8 protein-coding genes are annotated in these 20,261 nt (G+C 49.2%); all 8 read right to left on the bottom strand.

Features of this window, described 5'->3' with window-relative positions; genetic code table 11:
* Positions 1-7: 7 nt before the first annotated feature.
* Positions 8-3,022 (bottom strand): glycoside hydrolase family 2 TIM barrel-domain containing protein, encoded by a 3,015-nt coding sequence (locus GSF01_RS15765; protein ID WP_159885649.1) that lies wholly within the window; start codon positions 3,020-3,022, stop codon positions 8-10.
* Between the two features lie 18 nt (positions 3,023-3,040).
* Complete coding sequence (locus GSF01_RS15760) at positions 3,041-5,173, bottom strand: glycoside hydrolase family 52 protein (protein WP_159885646.1); 2,133 nt, start codon at positions 5,171-5,173, stop codon at positions 3,041-3,043.
* Positions 5,174-5,384: 211 nt separating this feature from the next.
* The gene (locus GSF01_RS30190; RefSeq protein ID WP_159885644.1) at positions 5,385-7,352 is read right to left on the bottom strand and encodes an alginate lyase family protein; all 1,968 of its coding nucleotides are present in this window, start codon (positions 7,350-7,352) and stop codon (positions 5,385-5,387) included.
* A gap of 241 nt (positions 7,353-7,593) precedes the next feature.
* Positions 7,594-14,322, bottom strand: a complete 6,729-nt coding sequence (locus tag GSF01_RS15750) for a CBM96 family carbohydrate-binding protein (RefSeq protein ID WP_159885642.1) — start codon at positions 14,320-14,322, stop codon at positions 7,594-7,596.
* Positions 14,323-14,792: 470 nt separating this feature from the next.
* A complete protein-coding gene (locus GSF01_RS15745; RefSeq protein WP_159885640.1) occupies positions 14,793-16,865 on the bottom strand; it encodes an immunoglobulin domain-containing protein in 2,073 nt (690 codons plus the stop codon).
* A gap of 196 nt (positions 16,866-17,061) precedes the next feature.
* On the bottom strand, positions 17,062-18,540 hold the full coding sequence (locus GSF01_RS15740; RefSeq protein WP_159885638.1) for a sulfatase-like hydrolase/transferase: 1,479 nt from the start codon (positions 18,538-18,540) through the stop codon (positions 17,062-17,064).
* 26 nt (positions 18,541-18,566) lie between these two features.
* Complete coding sequence (locus tag GSF01_RS15735; protein ID WP_159885636.1) at positions 18,567-19,355, bottom strand: carbohydrate ABC transporter permease; 789 nt, start codon at positions 19,353-19,355, stop codon at positions 18,567-18,569.
* Positions 19,352-20,230, bottom strand: a complete 879-nt coding sequence (locus tag GSF01_RS15730) for a carbohydrate ABC transporter permease (RefSeq protein WP_159885634.1) — start codon at positions 20,228-20,230, stop codon at positions 19,352-19,354. The genes GSF01_RS15735 and GSF01_RS15730 overlap by 4 nt, the downstream gene beginning before the upstream one ends.
* Between the last annotated feature and the right edge of the window lie 31 nt (positions 20,231-20,261).

Raw genomic sequence — 20,261 nt, 5'->3', positions numbered from 1 at the left:
AACTGAGTCATTCATCTTCCATACATACCGGCTTTAGGTTAAGCAGATATTCGAACTCCTTCTCCTCCAAACGATAGGGCTTCATCAATTCCGGACCGCAGGCGCTGGAGCCTACGCCACTCATCTTGTAATCCAGATGGATAATAGTTTCCTTCCTCTTGATCAGCTTATGGTGATGCGTGGCTGCCGCAAGATCCTCCGGCGTGTAATGGGCAGCGTTGAAGGAAAAATCGCTACTAGTGCTTGTAAACCGGAGACCTATCCCCAAAATGTTCGTTACCACAACCCATTCCGTACCATAATGGGAACCATTTTCCTGCGGCCGAATATACGGCTCAAATAATTCATCAACCGTTGCGGAATATCTGCCCCTTCGGGTGCTATACCGTTTGTCGATGTAACTCTCATGCGGACCGTAACCGAAATATTCCACCTTATCCGCCCCTTCATTCATGATGAGCCGGAGGCCGAATCTTGGTAAATAGGGAATATCTTCCCTTATCTTGACATTGACCTTGAGCGTTATTTGTCCCGTTCCGTCGAAGCGCCAGACAGCCTGACCATGCAGGATCGGATATCGAATGAGGCCGCCCAGGGAAAAATCAACGGAAATGACAGCCAGACTCTCCGTCTGTTCCAAGATTTCGGAACGGTAAACCCTCATTGCCGCTTGGTCATAGCCTTCCTTCAACCATGCCTTCTTGATGTGCACATCGTTATCCGTTGGGGCTCTCCACAGGCTGAATGCTGACGGCGCCCCAAGCAGCTTCACGCCGTGCTTCGATAGTCCAGTCAGCGCACCTTCGAATAGATCGAATTCATGTACAAAATCCAGTCCTTCTATCCTAACAATGTGATCCTCCCGTGAAACCTGAATGGGGCAGGAGATCGCCGACACCTCTGCCGGGATCACTTCGACAGGCAGCTCAAGCTGCTTGAAGGCAACTTCGTATCCTGCTTCTGCCCATAGGGTATCCACCGACAACCGGCAAGATATTGTGAGATCATACCCGCATACAGCCTGAGCTGGAAGCTTGTAGGGGATGTTTAACAGCATTTCCTTATGAGGATCCAGCTGTAACGATTCTACCCGCCCCTGTTGCAGGGTATGCCCGTCCTGCTCGACCTTCCATTGAAAGGATAGATGCGATAGATCGCTAAAATCGTATAAATTCGTTATCTTCACAGTGCCCGAACGTAGATCCACTGCTTCAATGCGAACCGGAGCTATGATTTGCTTCATCTCGAGCAATCCGGTATGCGGCTTGCGGTCCGGTGTAACGAGCCCGTCTATGCAATAATTACCGTCATGCAAGCCTTCTCCGAAGTCCCCGCCATAAGCAAAGTATGGTACTCCTTCCGGTGTTCTGGTTTGGATTCCGTGATCGCACCATTCCCATACGCAGCCGCCCATCAGCTTCGGATACTTGTAGATCAGCTCCCAATAGTCCTTCAGATCCCCCGGACCGTTGCCCATGGCATGACTGTACTCACAGAGGAATAACGGCTTGATGTTCTTCTCTTCCAGAGCGTATTGCTCAATAGACTCCGGAGTGTCATACATGCGGCTCTCGATATCCAGACACTCCTCATACGGATTGCAATTGAACCTTGGATAAAGTGCACCCTCATAGTGAACCAGTCTCGAGGCATCCCTGTTCTTCGCCCACTCCGCCATAGCGATATGATTCACCTCGTAGCCCGACTCGTTACCTAATGACCACATCATTACCGAAGCATGATTTTTATCCCTTTCGACAAGCCTTACGATCCGATCCATGAAGCTCATTTTCCAATCGGGATTCCTGCTAAGAATATTGTATTCTCCCGCGCTAAGCACTCCATGACACTCCAGGTCCGCTTCGTCTATCACATAGAAACCATACCGGTTGCAAAGCTCCAGAAAGCGTGGGTCATTCGGATAATGAGCTGTGCGGATCGTATTGATATTATGCCGTTTCATCAATATGAGGTCTTGTACCATATGCTTCAAGGGAACAGTGTGACCGAGCTCCGGATGTGAATCATGCCGATTCACTCCCTTAAGCTTCGCAGGCTGCCCGTTAATCCGGAAAACGCCATCCTTCGCGTCAACGGTTCGAAAACCGACCGAGAAGCTTAATACCTCGCTGCCACTGTACAGATTTAGGGTATAAAGATAAGGCATTTCCGCATTCCAAAGCTTAGGGCAATTTACCTCGAATTGGAGTGAGCCTCTGCCTTCGATCCGTGCCGTCGTGTGGCCGACCTGCAGACCCGATGCGTCCAGCAGCTCCGCCTTAACCTCCAGAACACCAGTCGTGTCCAGTTCGCACGAAAGACCAGCTTTAGAAAAGTCCGCCGACAGCGATTGCTTGTTGAACACATCTCGAATATGCACTTGATCCCGCGCAAGCAGATAAACATCCCTGAATATACCGGAATATCTCCACATATCCTGCCCTTCCAAATACGTACCGTCACACCACTTTAACACCATCACGGCCATGCGGTTTTTCCCGCCTCGCAAGTAGGGTGTGATGCGAAATTCGGAAGGCATTCGGCTGCCTTGGCTGTAACCGACGAATGTCCCGTTAACCCATAGATAAAAACAGGATATCACTCCCTCGAACACAACGAAGGATTCTTTTTCAAGCCAATCCTCAGAAACCTTAAATTCCCGGACATAGAGTCCTGTCGGGTTATTTTTCGGCATATAAGGAGGATCGCATGGGAAAGGATAGTTGTAATTCACATATTGCAGTTGATCGTACCCTTGGGTTTGCCAGCAGGAAGGAACAGATAGATCGTCCCACGAGGATACATCCGCTTCTTCTGTATAGAAGTCGTTATTAACATCGCTTACAGATGGATAGTAAGCGAATTTCCAGTTTCCGTTTAAGGTCCGGTAATAAGGAGAGGCGCCTCGTTTGCCGCTGCTTACTGCAGCGCGGCTGTCATGTGGGATGTAATAAGCTCTTGGCTTTTCCCGATTCACGTGCATGATCTCGAGATCTTCCCAGTACTTTTCTACCTGAATCATTTGTCTCACTCCTAACATTTATGTACCCTGGTGAATGGCCGACTCTGCCTCCTCCAGCAACCAAAGTATGGCCGTTACTCCACGCGGATAGTATTTACTGCCATGGATGACGCCGGAGATGATCTGATCACTCCAACTCCAATACGAATGCTCAGGATGGGTTAACCACTCCGTATGGATGCTGTCTGCCGCAAGTCCAGCTTGATCCCACTCCAGCCCGAGGATCTGCCGGGCCACGAATTGGCAAAGGTATATTTTGCTGAGCCAAGAGTTATTGCTGGTGGAAGAGAGCTTCCAGCCTCCATCCTGAAACAGGCATATACCTGGTTGCAGTACCGACCGGAGATGCCTCTTCAACCCTGTAATAAGTGGGCCAAAACGCCCTTCGGGGTCCAAAGCCTCCTTGCAGCCGGTTACGTACGGGAATACGAGTCCTTCTATTGCAGGAATGATGTAAGAGTTATGGTGTTCTCCCATAATAGCTGGAATGCTTCCCTCGGGCATTTGGTATGAGAGGATCGTTGCCGCTGATTTCTCCGCCTGAAGTCCCGCCTTCAAAGACAGCTCCCGTAGGCCCAGCTTCATGAAGACCCGCTCCAAAGCCACATAAGTAGCCCAGCATTTTACGGCAAGATAGAGATTGTTTCGAGCCTGGCCCAATGACTCATCCAAGCTATCGTACGTGGTGATTTCCGCACCGTATTCGGTTCTGAAGCTGTCAAGCCCCATAACACCGTTACGCTGCGTAGGATCGGGATGATCCCGATTGAGCATACTCGCGAAGCACTGTTCGAAAATACGGCCGTTCGCCGACAACCACGCTTCATCCCCGGTATGCTCCACATAGGCTGCAGCACAGAGAACCCAATTGACCAGCTGTTCGTGGGTCATATGCGAGAAGCAGCCCTTTAGACCAGCTAGCTCGTAAGCAGAATAGCCGCTCCTGGAGAATACATTGGCCACCCCCATATCATGGGTGAAACTGATGCCTCCTGGGTAAAGATTGTTGTCCCCCGGGAAGAAGATATGATCCTCATAAGAGTAACGCTTCGTGAATAAATCCAGTACATTCCGAACAGTCCATGCGTTCATGCGCAGCTCGTAGAACAGCATATCCACGGTGAGATCGAAAGTATTCATCATCCGGTACTCGCCTTCGTTCACTACCCATAACGGTTCGCCCTGATACTCCAGAAACTCCGTGCTGCCGTAATAGCTCTTGATGGCATGGGTCAGCATGAACCTCTGGTCATCCGTTAGCCTTGATCCATCAACCAGGGCATTGGTTGACCGGCACAGCTCCGCAATGTCCTCGAAGTGTTCCAGGGAATAGGCAGCGACCTCCTCGATGGACGGAAAGTATCGAGTGTAGTAGTAGGTTGCGTCCAACCCGGCCGTCACCATGCCTCCACGATGGAAGCATACCGCAAAACGGAACGTTCGCTTGGTTCCGGCGGGAATCTCCATGAGTAGCGCCCCTACGCTCCCCAGCCCAAAGTGATAATTAGAGACTATAGTATTTAGGAGAATCTTTTCCATGGTAAAACCTAATGCCGACTTCACATCCGCATCCAAGGAGACGATCGCCAAATTCCTGCCTTGGCCGATTCCCTTTATTCCACCACTGCAAGTTTCATTCATGAGTCTCATGGAGCTATAAGGATCCGTGCCTTCCATACCGAAGAATGCCCGCCGAGCAGAGCGGCCGCTGGTATTGTCCACCGTCAACTCCACCAATACGGACGGGACAATTGCCATTTTCATTTCTTCCGGACTTGATGCGGATGGGTCCGGTACCGGGGAAGCCTGGGAATAGATCCGAAACGACAATTCCCCAGCCTTAAACTCATCCGTGCCGAGGCGAAAATCCCGTGAAATCTCCTCTGGTGCATATGGCACCAGCAGGCTTCTCTCTTCGGCCGTATTTTGTTTCTCCACATCGTACCGGCTGCTCTCATCCTGACCCTTATTAAAGAAAGGAAGGACTCGATAGCAATCCCCCGCCTCCGATTGCACCCCGATATAGATGCTCTGGTCCGCCGGCTTGCCCAGTTCCAACCCTAGCCCGCCACTGGCGCCGGGATAGCCCAGGGTGAAGCTGGCGAATGCTCCCATAGGGGAATGATGGGCGTTAAATAACATATTCTTCATAGTGATCTTCTCCTTCAAAAGTCCGTTACTTTTTCATTCAGGTCCGGTAATAATGAGATGCATCTTGACTTATTATTTCAACAACTTCTCTTCCTGTAGAGGCAAAATACGATTGAATCGGCAGGAAATCCTATTGACTTTTTGCGCTATAAAAGAAAAAGACCGGAAAGGTCAGCCCCTCCCGGTCTTCTCCTAACATATGGACAATTTATTATTGAATGCTTACATTATCAAATGTTGCGGTAGCCAAGGTTGTATTCACGTGAGAGGTCACGGCAAGGCCTACATACGCGGTGCCTGCTGCCGAAATGCGGGACTCCCCCGTCTTCGTCCAAGTAGTCCCATCGGGAGAACTATATGCCTCAACGATGTTGCCCGAGCGGATTACCCTGACCCAGTACGGTGCATTTACGACGGTGCCTGCAGGTGAATTGGTTACTCCCCCGGGTGCGGAACGGTATTGGTAAATGGCGCTGGTTGGCTTGAGTGCAGAAAATACATTGCTTCCGTAGCCGTGCAGACTCTCCCGGATCATAACCCCCGCTTTGGCTGATGAGTGCGTATTCGTCAAGCCGGTCACCCGCGCGGTGAAGGTCCCGTCGCCCTTCAGCGGAACATAAGCGAAACGAAATTGATCCGTTTTATCCCAAATATCGCTTCCCGAGCCCTTCAAGGTATAGACTCCTCCACTATAGCTGTAGCTGCCTGCAGCTCCTACACTTCCGATGTCTACACTTGTAAAAGGAATCTGCGAAGTCAGAGATGCCAACGTGGTCGCTGTAACCGAGTTACTGACACCAGAGGTGTTGGACTTGGCATCATAAGCGCTCACTGTATAGGTATAAGCTGTGGATGCGCCTAGTCCTGAATCGGTATAATCCGTCGAAGGCGAGTATCCTACAATCGTACCATTGCGGTAGATCTTGTATCCGGAGACGGCTACGTTATCCGTTGAGGCTGTCCAACTCAGATTGATCTTGTTGTTTGATGTAGGGGTGGCTGTTAAGCCGGACGGGGCGGAAGGTTTAGTACTATCTGTGACGGTACCATGTCTATACGCCAGGGTCATAAGTGCTGTGTCCGGATCTGTTGACGGCATACCGTTCATGTAGGTCGTCGTGAATGGAGCTGCTATCCCCTTCCGTACGACATAGTGGGCGTTGATTAATTCTGCCGGCACCCAATCAATCGTTGCACTGCGATAAGTCCCGTTTATCGCACTCCATGGGCCCATTGTACAGCGTCCAAAGGTTGCATCCCAGGAGGTTTCGGTATTGCCGAGGTTGTAATTCGTCCAATACTCCATACCGTGCAGAAGCCGGTTATCCGCATCACTGTAGAGATCAACCCCCTGCTTCCATGCCATTTCGGCAACCATAATCAAATTTCCGAGTCCGCCTAAGGCATGCACTTGATCACGGCCCGATTCCGAAATCTGGCCTGTGGACATGATATTCTTAGTCAGTGCCGCACAACTATGATTCCGGTAGTTATTGACTGCATAGTCGAACATGGTGGAATTATTCGTAAAGATGGCAATGGCAATAATCGTCTTAAGGCAGGATCCCCCCCAGTTGGCATCCCCGATATTGGATATTTGCGGGTAGAAAACATCCGTCAACAGGTCGGACAGCTTCGTGATTCCGGTCGAGCTCCATCCCGAGTTACTGTAGCGGAGTAATTCACCGGCGTTGGCCAAGAAAATCCCGTTATCCCCTGCTGCGAGCTGTGCATCTGTTCCGGCGATGGTTGTGAGTGTATTTGACCAGGCATCCAAGATCTCAATAGCCTTGTTGGCATGTGCTTGTATTCCTGTGATATTCCAGAGCAGTGCATTGTAATATGCGGCCCTGGCATCGTTCTCCAAAGCGCTGTTCCCATAGTCCGCACTGGTGCAGGTGGACAACGTGGAATCTTTACGGCAGACGGTACTGTATGGACCCTTTTTGGCATAGCTGGACGATGCTTTGGAATCTGTCTTGAAGGCAGCCAGTGCCGATTTCCACGGCTCCGTGTCCTGGTTGGTTTTCATTCGGGTCAAATCCGCTGCACTATGCAGGATTCCCGGATGCACGAAGGTGATGGCGTGGGCCCGTTCCGGCTGGATGAACCCGACAGTAGCCACGACGATAGAAACCACCAGCATGAGGGCAACCCTTACTTGTAACCATTTGTTCAATATCATTCACCTCTCCAAGTATTAGTTTTTCCGCGGATCCGGATTTCCGCAATGTTTATCGCTATGGGCGGAGCATCACCACCTTTCACGATCCTTTAGTAAGCGCTTACACTTTTAAAAATACCATAAACAGGTTAAGCCTTACAGGCAAAAAACAATTGGATGATCAGGAAATCCTACGATCCTTTATCAAATACAATCGCCGCTCCCTCACGCTAAAGGGAGCGGCGATAAATTCATCTTAATGACTCATCAGGTTGAAAATGCGATACATAAGCACGGCGGCTTGTGCGCGATCCGTTGTAGCATGAGGGTGAATGCGCTCATCGTATCCGCTGATCAAACCGGAGGAAACTAGCATGTCCACGCTCTTTTGGGCATAGCTTGCAACCTGTCCGGAGTCTTTAAACATTGACAATGCAGTGCTGGAGGAGCTCAGATTCACCTGTTTAGACAATTGGATAGCTCTGGCCGCAAGGACCATCATATCCTCGCGTGTAATGGAATCCATCGGTCTGAACTGGTTATTCCCGCTACCCTCTGTTATGCCCAGTGTTCTCGCCATATGAACAGCCTTCGCGTAATACGCTTCTTCCGGTACATCTGAGAAGGCTTCTCCTATAGGCGCATTCAATTCCAGTACTCTGGTCAGCAGCAAGAGGAAATCCGCACGGGTGACTTCTGCACTTGGATGAAACTGCGCTTCAGATACGCCGGTCACGATACCTCTGGAAGCTAATACTTCGATTTGCTTTTTCGCCCACTCCATCTCTGCGATATCGTTAAAAGTTTTGGTCACATAAGCTACCGCATAACGGCTGAAGTGTGTGGTCTTGAAGGTTACGCTGCCGGTGGAAGCAACGTATTTGCTATTGACTACAGGGACAATCTGCCCTTGATCATTTAAGTACCAGATAACCAAATGTTCAGTACTCTTCTCTTCGGCCGTAGGCGTGTATGGAATAGATACCGTCACAGGAGCATCAGGTTTGTTCCATTCCACAACTTTATCCCCGCTCATCAGGCTCAGATCAAGCACCGGACGATTACCAATCTGCTGCCTTGCCATGCTGTCCAAGCCGGCAGGATCATGCTCAGTAATTTTAAACACTAGTTCCTGATGGGGTAATTCGCCAGATTTGAACAGTGTGCTCGGGAATCTTACCGTTCCGAGCGGAGTGACGATCTCCAACTGCGTCTGACCGGACTGTGCTGAGATGGCTTCGGATGGAAAGACAAGCTGGTATGCCGTTGCTTGTTCGGTCTTTGCCAGCTCCACACGGATAAGACCGTCCTGCTTCACCTGCCTTAATGTGGTCCTCCACTCGTCTGCATTCACCGTCGCAACAGCGGCATTGCCTACCTTACTCGGCGTCTTCGGTACTACTACTGCTTTTTCCTGGCCATTCGATGCTCCCGGTGCCGATGTTATCGGTGGCGAAGAATTGCTCGGATTCACAGGTGTCGGATTTGTGGTGTCCGTTGGATCTGTTGGATCCGTTGGACTCGTTGGATCTGCAGGGGGTGTGCTGCCGTTATCCTGCTTGGTTAGATTCAGTACAACCGGACGGCTAATCCCCGCACTTGCCGCAGTCACGATAACCTCCGATTGCTTTGCAACGCTTGTAACGGTAATAATTCCTTTTTTCTCATCAAGACTGATCCCCTCAGGAGAGCCAGTGAGTGACCATGTGAGGGATACATCCTGCGTACCCGTACCGCACAGATCAACCACACGGTTCTTGCATTGGATGATATTGTTGTTGTACTGGTCAAGCACAATGCCTCTGAGTGGAATGTTCACTACCCCGTTGGACGGTATAACGACCTCGGTAACACCCGTATACTCGATGTCTGTCGGAACGGGAGCCGCTAACGTTCCCGGCTTCAGAATCATCAATCCGTTACCCTCTACTTGTACGGGAACTGCTGTTCCAGACACAGGATAGCCTATTCCGGTTCTCAGATCGACCAGGCTCTCGGGAACCGGGAGATCGACGGTTTGTAAAGTAGCGTTATTATTGGCAGCCACGATCATCCACTTGCCGCCAGGCATTTCTATCTTGTAGGCGGTCACTCCGGCGATATCAACAGCAAGCGAGGTTTCCTTGATCCCTTCCCCTCCACTTGCAACCGGATAGAGTACGGTCAGGAAGTTCTGATCCGGTGCCGCCTCAACCCGGAACATATCTAAAAGGTACGTGCCGTTCGTAGCCGGGAACATATTGGAGGAACCGCCCTGCTTCACGCTGATTTTTGGATGGGCCGGTTCGAGCACCGTCGTCTCCAATCCGGTACCGTAATAACCGCTAGTTTGAACCTTGGTGCCGCCGCCGACAAAGCCGTTCCCCGAGGTATCAACTTTTACCCCGTCCACGCTTGTACCGGTGGATGCCAGCGGAAGCGTGTATAGGGTCCCGGAAGTACTGCCGCTTCCTTTCATCTGATCCCAAATGACATAGGCATCCATACCGTTCTTGACATACGCGATATGCCGTTTGTATGTACCCAGATCTGAACTCAGATCCACCCTGGAATAATCCATCGCCTGGGAAGCGTAGAAATCCTCTTGTTTTACAAGATCCGGATTATTCACCGGGCTGCCGCTTGAATTCAGGAACGTCGCTGCGGAGTGGTTGCTGGATTGATTGTAATAAGCCGTGGATCCGTCAAAGTAGCTTTGCACACCTGGATCATGAACCAGCGGTTCTCCGCCTGAATACAGAATAAAAGAACCGTTATCCGCATGCTGGTGTCCCATATACACTTCCCTTGCCATTTGAACCAAATAGCTTTCGTTGGAACGATTAAAATTATTGCGGAAGATCAGGTAACCGGTATCTCCGGTATAAGCCGACGATCCCAGCTCCAATCCCACATTGTCCTTATTATCCGTATTCGACGGAAGGAAGAAGTTCTGGATAGCCAGGGATTCTCCATGATAACCGCCGGCCGGCTTGCCCGCACGAATATAGGTTTCGTACAACTGGGCGGCGAGCTTAGGATCGGTCTTCTCCACTTCATCTAAATAGTTGGCAAAAGGAACAAACACATCCCCGTTACCCGTAGTATGGTCTCCGAAGCCGGGAGTCCCAATCTCGCTGTCAAAATACTCATAGGCAGGAGTATGCACAAGCATCAGGAAATTCAGCATGGGAGTTACATATTCGGAGAACCACTCGGCACCGGATGCGACCCGCAGGGCTCTGACGAACGGTGCCACCTTGCCCAGCGTAGCCGAGTGGTAACGAAGGGACTCCGGCCACCCTCCATCGCTATTAACATGATGAACCAATTGTCCTTCGATGAGCGCCATGGAATTGTCCAAGATGGCTCGTGCGTTAGGATATTCCGGAATCGTCAGTGCGAGAAGGCCCGCTCCTATCGACATATCGGTTTGCCAGTTGGTTGTACCCGCAGCATTCTGCTCCTCTGTCAGCTCATTCCGATCACGCAAGTCAGTCAAGTAATCGAACAAATATTGAAGCTGGGCATAGAAATATTGACGTTCCTCCGCTGAATATAAGCTTGGCGCATTCTTAATCATGGAATAAGCAGATGCGATGGAAGTCGCATTTCTTCCCGCTTGGACTTGACCATAGGCATCAATCCCGAACGGCCGCTTATCTCCTGCGTTCCAGTTTTCCGCTCCCTGCAGAATATCGTTCAACGTCCATTTGATCCGATGCTTGGCTTTCTGCGCATACTCGATATCACCTGTGACCGCATAAACCAGGGCATCTGCCTGCATATACAAGTTAGCATTCGCAACCCCTATGGCAGATGGCGTAGCTCCGGTTACCTTACGGGTTTCCGGTTCGCCAAGTCCATTGCGGATCACATGGCCATCCTTATCCTTGAAGATAAAGACCAATTCTACTCCTGCGTCATTCTTGAATCTTCCGTCAATTTTCACATTGAAGATCAGTGAATATTTATTATCGGTTGCGGTTAGGGGGAAGTCGCTGTTCAGCTTCCATTTCCCTTGATCGTTGGCAGTCGGATTAGCTATATAGATGGATTGTCTACCCGTCGCAACATAGGTAGGGCGCTGCTCCGCCTGGAGTACAGGATTGCCCTTCACAACCACCGGACTCCAATTGGACAAACCGTTCTCCTCGAAACTTGGGTCCGGAATTTGCAAATCGCCAGAGAACGTCGTAGGATACACTCGGATATCATCCACCCATACATGACCCAAGCCCTCTTGTTCATTGGAGCTTGGAAGCAGGGTAATCTCCATGCTGGCGAATTTAGCACCTTCCGGTGCGGTGAAGCTGACATTCTTAATATTGCTCCATACCTTATACTTACTGTTGAGCAAATTGTAATCGGGATTGTCGGTAATACCGATCTCGTTCAATTCCCGCAGCTGTTCCGCCGTCATTTCATCTGATAGCGATTTCAGATATTCGTATTGTTCCTTAAGAGGAGATTTGGTAATATCTTCTCTTAGCTTTGCCATCTCTTCCGAGGTGTAGAACAGGGTCGAGTCCGGATCCACTTGAAGACGAAGAACTTGATGGCTCCGCATCTCGCGGGCTGTATCGTATAATCGAACAATCGTGCCGGCAACCGTGTACGGGTTGGCCGAGGCATAATCGGTTTTCAATTGCTCCAGTACGGTACGTACTTGATCTATCGCCGCTTGCTCCTTATATTGCCCGATACCGCCCCCCACCGACGCCTCCTTCAATAGTCCTTCCGCATACTGCACAGCCTGCTGGTAAGTATCGGCAACCTTAGACATATCTATTTTGCGACTCATGATGGTTACTGCCGGCCAAGTGTCTTGAGCGGTTGCTTCCTTGGAGTAAAATTCGTGGGTGGTGTCTGAATCTACCCGGACTGTGAAGGTGATCATGCCGTCCTTCACCTTTTCCCCTGCTACGGCTTCCGTAACATCCCACACTCCACCCAGATTGCCGGTAAGAATCTGCGGCCCTAGCTTCAAGGTGCTGTTATCACTCTCCTTAGGGAGCAAGTTGCGAGTCAGCGTGTTCTCCTGCCAAGCATCATCCCCAAAAACGTTGACGTAGACGGTTTTGTTGTCCGACTTGGCATTTGTGACCTTCAGCTTCGCGCTAAGTACCTCCTTGCCAATGGAGCCGAGATCGAATTTCATAAATGCAGACCGGAAGCCGCTGATGCTCTGCAGCTGAAGCCGCTGGCTGGTTCCCTGGGGCACACCTGGTGCCAGACCGGTCACGAATGTATCATCGGTCGGATACAGGACGGTTGACGAATAGTGTCTGCTGAGATAACTCGTATTTTTATACGATTCTACAGCAGGAATGATACCGTAGTACCCGCCATCCGAAGCATATCCTGTGACGTAAGTGGCATATTTTAACTGCGTTTGAATCACATCGTCTATCCTTCCATTCCTGAACTTGCGGTTATGCGCGAAAGGAAGGCTGTAGGTATTGCTCAGCAACGATTTGCCGAGATCGATCTGATATTTCAGCGCCACCTGATCCTCTTGGGTATGGTATTCCGGCTGAATAACCAATAAGGTTTCCGCTTGCCATACATAGTCCCGCAAGGTTTGGCGGTACACCGAATATTCTACGGTGTTTGCCTGAGCATTCGTCACCTTGTAGGACAAGGCGGAGGTCCGAATCATTGCGGACCCGGCTTGAACCAGACTATCGATCGTCGCTCGGTAGTCGGTATGCGGATCGTCCAGTTTGACACGGGATCGCTGAATCTTGGCCGTCAATGCATCCTTGGATGCCTGGGTCACTTCCCCAGCCCCAGCCCCCACTACAGCTGCAGCCGCGTAGTTCTCCGCAATTGCAATCACCCGCGCGAGGCTGTCACGAAGACCGGGCTCCTGCTCTTGCAGCGGGCTTGCCACAAGAGTATAAGTGCTGCTTCTCATCTCTCCCATATAGGTAGCTGTAACGGTGACCTGCACAGAGGCTTCCTCTTCATTCTGCAAGGGCTTGGTCAGGTAACCTTCATGGCTTATCACGGTGGGATTACTGGATGTATAAGTAAATCTAGCACCCTGTGCCCCGATGGAAGGTAAATCATCAGTTATATATTTACCATTGTAAAGCTTTAAAGCCTCGAGATCTGCAGCTGCTACCAAACCCGGGTCGGCGGCGGGGTCCTTGGGTACAACCACTTGATATGTTTGAGTCCGGGTCTCCGACAAATATGTGGAGTATACGGCCAGTTGGACGGTTTTATCCCCCTCCAGCCATGGCGGACGTGTCACTGTCCCATCCCCCGCTATAATAGATGCATCGTTGGATACATAAGAAATCATTGAACCCCGCTGTCCCGTGACGGGGAGGTTCTGGCTGATGACACTGCCGCTACCTAGGCCAAGATCTGTTAAGTCCCATAGTGCCACTTCGCCTGGCGTAGCCGGCCGGGCTGCGGTTACCACCAACGCAGGCTTGTTCGTACCGCGACTGGAATAAAACTCATTAGCAAAATTGGAACCGCTAACATTATCAATCATAAGGGATATCTTCCCGTCCAACTGCTTTTCGGAAATGACCTTACTCGTCAGCGCCTCAGACTCCACGCTAATCGTGCTGTCCTTTCCTTTGGATAAAAATCCTGGTACGAGGACATCCCCAATAGCCCCAGACCTTACACTGACCCTGTTATTATAGTTCATGTTAGTTGCCCAATCGTCATAGACAATATGGGTCACAGAGAGCGTATTGGTATTCGCGTCAGCCTTGTATAGCTGCAGTGCGGCGCCCGTAACGACACCCATAACCCCGGATAAATCAAAGCGAAGATAAGAAATCCGCCCGGCATTCACCAATAATTTGGGATCATTCTCAAAGGTTTGAGTCGGGGCGCCACTACGAACAAAGGTATCTGCTTCCGGATACAGCGTATAGGTTTCCGTTAGCATAAACTCTTCCGCCTTTGCCGGTATAGGCCCGTTAAACACAGTAATGAGCAGACTGATGATCATTAGCAGTGCGATATGCTTTTTCAAAATGTAGTTCCTCCCTTTCACAACGGCAGTTCTGTTATTGGACATTCTTATGCACTCAGTTAACATTCTCTTGCAAATGAAGCTAACGAAGTTGAAAGCAAGCGCTTTCAATCAAAGTTTTTCCCTCCTTTACTTTGATTCAGTTCTTGAAAGTCATGAATCCTTCAAAAACCTTTAGCCTCAGCCCAATTATACGAACTTGCCGAAATAATAAAGAGGCAAAATCCTATTCAGATGGTGGTGAAATTCTATCGAAAATCATGGTAAAGGAGATCACTCCACATCGTAGAAACACAAAGAACCTAGACATGTCAAGAGTTTGACACATCTAGGTATATTGATTCGGTCTCATTCATGTATCATGATTTGTGATTAACTGTCCGTTTTTTGATAAATATATCCATTAGCGATGGCTTCGCTGTGAGTTAAATTCACCTTTTCACTGAAAACACTCTGTAAACTTACAAAATTTAGTTTAATTCTTCAGCGGAGGCTTCATCGTCAGGTGCAGGAATCACTTCCAATGTCACAGGTACAGATGACACGGATCCGGCCTGGTTAAAGACATGGACCATGTAGGTGCCGCTGTCGGCTTCTGTAACCTCCTGCATGCGAAACGTTGGTCCGGTCGACTCGTTGTATCCGTCAGGGGCGTAGATGACTTTGCCGTCACGTGTCCACTGGTACCCAAGACCAACACCTTCAGCCTCCACATAGAAACCTACAACGCTGCCTTCAGGGACACGAAGACTTTTGGGTTGGACTGTGATGGTCGGAGCCGACTGGAGTTCGGATGATGTCTGCATCAGAATCTCCGCTTTGGGCCATACAATCTTGGCACCAGATTCAATCGTCACATACTCGCCGCCGGGCACACGGTAAGACTTTTCTCCAACAGCAATTCCATAGCCGCCATTTGTCGCTGTTGTGCTCAACTTCAGGGTTACACGACCCTTTCCAGTAAATGTTTTTGGAAGATTGAGCGCAATCTTTGTAGGGGCCCATGCGACAGTTCGTTGGTCTATGCTCCATGTGTAGATAGTGCCGTCAGGCAGCTTGAGCTCTGCAAGAAGCGGTTTATCCACGAACGGTTCCTGAAGAAGCGCATCGCGCTGTCCAAGACCTCTCGTGCTGTAGTCGGGAGTACGTTGGAAGACAGCAGGCAATATCGATGCCAAGGGTTCACTTGCCTTGACTTCCCAGGACTGTTCGATGGTTTTGGTGTTTGTGATGCTCAAATGAGCTTCATAGGTTGGCGGAACAGTGGTAACTACTTTTTTCGCCAATGGGAATTCCTCGGAATCCTTGAGGTCAAGTGGAAGAATGCTACCCCTTTCATCGTACTGAAGCGGGAAATAAAAGTGTCCGGACAAGGCCAGACTGTTGTCGCCAGGCTGTGAAGTGGTTTCGCCTGGTGCACCGGTCGGGCTAGAGCGGTAATGCGTTGCTGGAATGAGAACATTCAGCTTGCCTTCGCTATCTGGCAATAATTTGGCGCCGTGTACCTGTGAACTTTCTACATTGTCGGCCAGGAGGGCTGGCTGAAGAGGGAGCTCGGGGCTGCCGGTCTCAGGGCTGAGCCACGGTCCTGAAGGGTCCTTTGCCATCAGATAAACGAATTTTGCAGAGATGCAGTTTCCGCATCCATTGCTCCCGGTGATATACCACCAATCGTCATTGTAGTGGATGCCGATTCCGCCACCGAGTACACTGAAATCAATATCGAGATCGATCTGCTCCACTGTGCCGGTCTTCTCCTCATTGAGCTTGAATACCTTTACACCATTGTGAGAGGTGACAATCCAGCTAGTGCCGTCGGGCCCAGTAACAATCTCAAAGTCAGGTCCGAGGGCATTTCCGGTCGGATCGTTTGCGACAGTAGGCTTATGGACAGGCCCCCAAGGTCCGAGAGGTGTCGGGGCCTGTGAATAGCGGAAGATATCGCCGCCTCTGGGGATCCCTGCCCAGCCGATAGGAGGTGAAACTAGAAACCACATGGTGTACAGTCTCGTCTTTTCGGAATAGACCACACGCGGCTTCTTGACCGGATAGATCTCCCCAGTCTCATCGTCTTGTAAGAAGGCGGTCTTTTCGAGTTTCCAATTCATCAGGTCATCAGAGGTATAGATGCTAAGGCCACTATAGCGGTAGAACGATGGAGCAGGCTTGGTAGGAAGAACCGGAGTCATCTGCGTACCTGGTGCGTAGTGGAATGCTCCATCAATGAATGACTGTCCGTAGAGATAATACTTTCCGTCGAAATATCTCAGGTCCTGTTCGTCCACTGCCTGGATAGCGTTGCCGTCCACATCAATTCCAACATTGATTCCGCGGGTCATCTTAGCCCCGGGAGATGTCGGAAGCCCATTGTCTCCTGCAACTGGATCGGAAATGAAGTTCTGCAGCACCGCACTCTCTATGGCCTTGCCATTTACCCTGCCTGTGACTACTTCCTTTTCGCTTGCTATTGCGGTGCCGTTCAAAACAGTGACGACCATCATTAAAATCGCTGCCGTTACAAGAAATCTCTGTTTCAATTTCATAGGGACCACCTCTTTTAAGATTAGTTAATTGGTTCCTTCGAAATTCTCTAATCGTTCCCGGTAGCCTTAAAAGCGCAGTACGATCATGTCTTGAAGCCCCCCTTATGAAGGGCTTTCAATCAGGATGACAATCTACTTATATAGAATCAACCTGCGTAGTTAGCGTAACAAAACCGAAATAAAAGAAGTAGGGAACTCACTGCGAATCAGGCCCAATCAATTGAAATTCATGCTCCTCGAAGTCAGGTCCAACGGGTGCGAAACAGAACATCCCATAGTCGGACTTCGCCATATTATAGTCTCCCAGACGATAGACTCGCCGCCACATACGTTTGGCCATTTCTTCAAGAATATCTGAATAATCCTGATTCTCAGCCAGGTTGACCCGTTCATCTGGATCTGCTTGAAGATCGTACAGCTCATCGAAATCAAAGCCGTTGAAAATGTATTTAAACTTATCATGCCAAACGATTCGCTGCGTATAGAAAAAACGCTGGCCATGGAATTCCGCATAGGCCTCGTTCCATGGAAAAGCATTAAGATCCGCCTCGCCGGTCAGCAATGGCTGAAGCGAGCTTCCATCGATGAGTGGCATTACATTGCTCCCGGTAACCTCACAGATGGTAGGTGCCAAATCGACTAAGCTGACGAAAGCTTCCGACACCGTTGGCTCGATATGGGGACCTGAGATAACCAATGGGATGTTATATACTTCCTCGTAAGCGGGTACGCCCTTCAAAAATAAACCGTGTGCCCCGAGCAATTCGCCATGGTCGGATGTGAAAATGATATACGTATTATCCAGCTGTCCTGTTTCACTTAGAGCTTGAAGGATTCTGCCGATTTGGGAATCAATTAAGGAACAAGAGGCGTAGTAGCAAGCGATAGCCTTTCGGACATCCGTTTCCGAAAGGTCCTTCCACACCGATTTTAGTCGGCGGTACAAGCCTGGTTTGTTTTGAAGATCGTCGTCATAGCTTTCTGGAAGAGATATCTTTTCGGGATCATATTTATCGTAAAACGCCTTCGGAACAATGAACGGATCATGGGGCTCCAATGTACTAATAACCGAAAACCACGGTTTATCCGAAGAGGCCATGTCCTGTATAAACGAAATGCCTTGTTGATAAAGGAAGTACGGCTCCGATGCCTCCTCGGGTTCATCATGTACGCCGTAAAAAATTCGATCCCGATAACCGTTATGATGAACGACCTTTTTATCGATATAATTTCTGACCTCCATCCCGAGGCCGTTGCGGTAGCTTTTATACTCCTCGGAATCGTTAAATAAGTATCGGTCAAACCCAAAAGTGTCCAGCTTCTCCGTCCTTTCCACGTGCCATTTGCCGAAATAGCCACCGGTATATCCCGATTCCCTAAGCTGCTGTGACCACATCGGGAGATTTGGCTTAAGGTCGGCGCGGTAAGGTTCGACGGTATGCGTGCAGTCGACCATTCCATGCCGGCTCGGGTACAATCCAGTCATTAAGCTGGCTCTGGCAGGTGAACATATGGCATTGGTCGTATAAGCTCGTTTAAACTGAACACCCTTTTTCTTAATCATATCCATATTCGGCATTTCACATGGTGTATCTGAGGTAATGGTATCCGCTCTTTGTTGATCTGTGATCAATACGAGTATGTTCGGCCTTTTCCCTGGAGTATCGCAGCTCAAATTTGATTTCTCCTTCTACATTTATGTTATTTGACGGCCCCTGATACAAGGCCCTTCTGTAAAAATTTTTGGGAAAGCAGGTACACGGCGATGACCGGAACACAGATGAGCAGCATAGCTGCAAATATTTTTCCAATATCTACGCCATACTCGCCCTTAAAATAATTAAGCGAAAGGGTTACCGTGTACATTTCTGCATCCTTCATGAATACTAGAGGGAATAAATATTGGTTCCATGCATGCAGGAACGTTAATACGGTAACCGTAGCTAAAGTAGGAATGATGACGGGCAAAGCGACGAATCTCAGCTTCCCTATATGATCGCAGCCGTCGATTTCCGCAGCCTCGAACAAATCCTTTGGAATCTCATCCATAGCCACCCGTACCAACAGCAGAACGAAGGGTAATCCCATCGCCACCTCCGGTCCAATAACGGAAAAATAAGTATTCAACCAATGAAACTTTAACATTAGTTGGAACAACGGCACCAGCAGCGCAGCCGGAGGTATCATCAAGGCAGTCAACGTAATCAGAAAAAGAAATTCCTTCCCAGGAAATCTCATACGTGAAAACGCGTATCCTCCAAAAATGACAATAAGCAGTTTAATCACAACCACAGATACACCAATGATTGCACTGTTCAAATAAAACCGGGGAAACAAATCCAAAGAAAGCACGGCTTTAAAATTACCCAGTCCTTCATCCCCGATAGCTCTCGTAATAAAGAAATAAAAAGGAAGAAGCCATAGGATTAAGAAAAGGATCATAAACGAATTCAAAGCGATCGCTTGAAACTTAGGGACTCGTTTTGTCATTTCTTCGCCCCCTTTACATAGATCAATAAATTAATGGCGGTAATTACAAAGGCAATAGCGAGCAGCACCACAGAAATAGCGGATGCGTAGCCTTGCTGATAGTTCATCATGGCTTGCTTAAATACATAGGTGGAGGCCAATTCCGATGAACTGCCTGGTCCTCCCTGCGTCATAAGCCAAACAATATCGAATATTTTTAGGGTAGCGATAATACCCGTAATGACTAAGGAAAGTGTCACCCCTTTTAAGATAGGGAAAACGATCTCAATACTTGTTCTCCAAAACCCTGATCCATCCAGATGGGAGGCTTCCAAAACTTCTTCATTAATTGAAAACAAGCTCGTATAGTAGACCATAAACGTAAAGCCGAGCTGTGCAAAAATAAAGGCGGCTAATACCGCATATAGAGATGTTTCCATTTGCCCGAGCCAGGGTGCTGCCAGCTGACCTAAGCCGATTCCACGTAATAAGTCGTTTAGGAGCCCGACATTCATATCGTAGAACCCGTAAAACAACAATGCGATGACGGAAACCGGAAAAACGTGAGGAAGAAAAACCATCGTTTTCATAAACGTTTTACCGATAATATTGTAATGCAAAAAATAAGACAGGAAAAAACCCAACACGATCACGATCGTTACATATAATACGGTAAAAATCGCCGTATTTCCAAGAGAATCAAGGAAGTCGGAATCCTTTGATAATTGAATATAATTGTCCAAGCCGACGAAGGTTTTCTCGAGCGCAATGCCGTCCCATTCAAAAAAGCTGACATAAAAATTGTAGAACATTCCCCAAAACACAAAAAGTCCTAGGAATAAAAACACCGGAAAAATATATACATAGCCCATCCAATCGATTCTAGCTGTCCTCACCGGATCACCTCTTGTCTTCACTCAAACTTGC

It is taken from the genome of Paenibacillus puerhi (assembly GCF_009846885.1).
GTDB lineage: Bacteria > Bacillota > Bacilli > Paenibacillales > NBRC-103111 > Paenibacillus_G > Paenibacillus_G puerhi.
Note: the sequence above shows the minus strand (reverse complement) of the source record. Positions and strands in the feature narration are given on the sequence as shown.

Excerpts from the sequence above, each read along its gene's own strand:
- GSF01_RS15760 (WP_159885646.1), bottom strand. The coding sequence starts at position 5,173 with ATGAAGAATATGTTATTTAACGCCCATCATTCCCCTATGGGAGCATTC.
- GSF01_RS15765 (WP_159885649.1), bottom strand. The coding sequence starts at position 3,022 with ATGATTCAGGTAGAAAAGTACTGGGAAGATCTCGAGATCATGCACGTG.
- GSF01_RS15745 (WP_159885640.1), bottom strand. The coding sequence starts at position 16,865 with ATGAAATTGAAACAGAGATTTCTTGTAACGGCAGCGATTTTAATGATG.
- GSF01_RS15735 (WP_159885636.1), bottom strand. The coding sequence starts at position 19,355 with ATGACAAAACGAGTCCCTAAGTTTCAAGCGATCGCTTTGAATTCGTTT.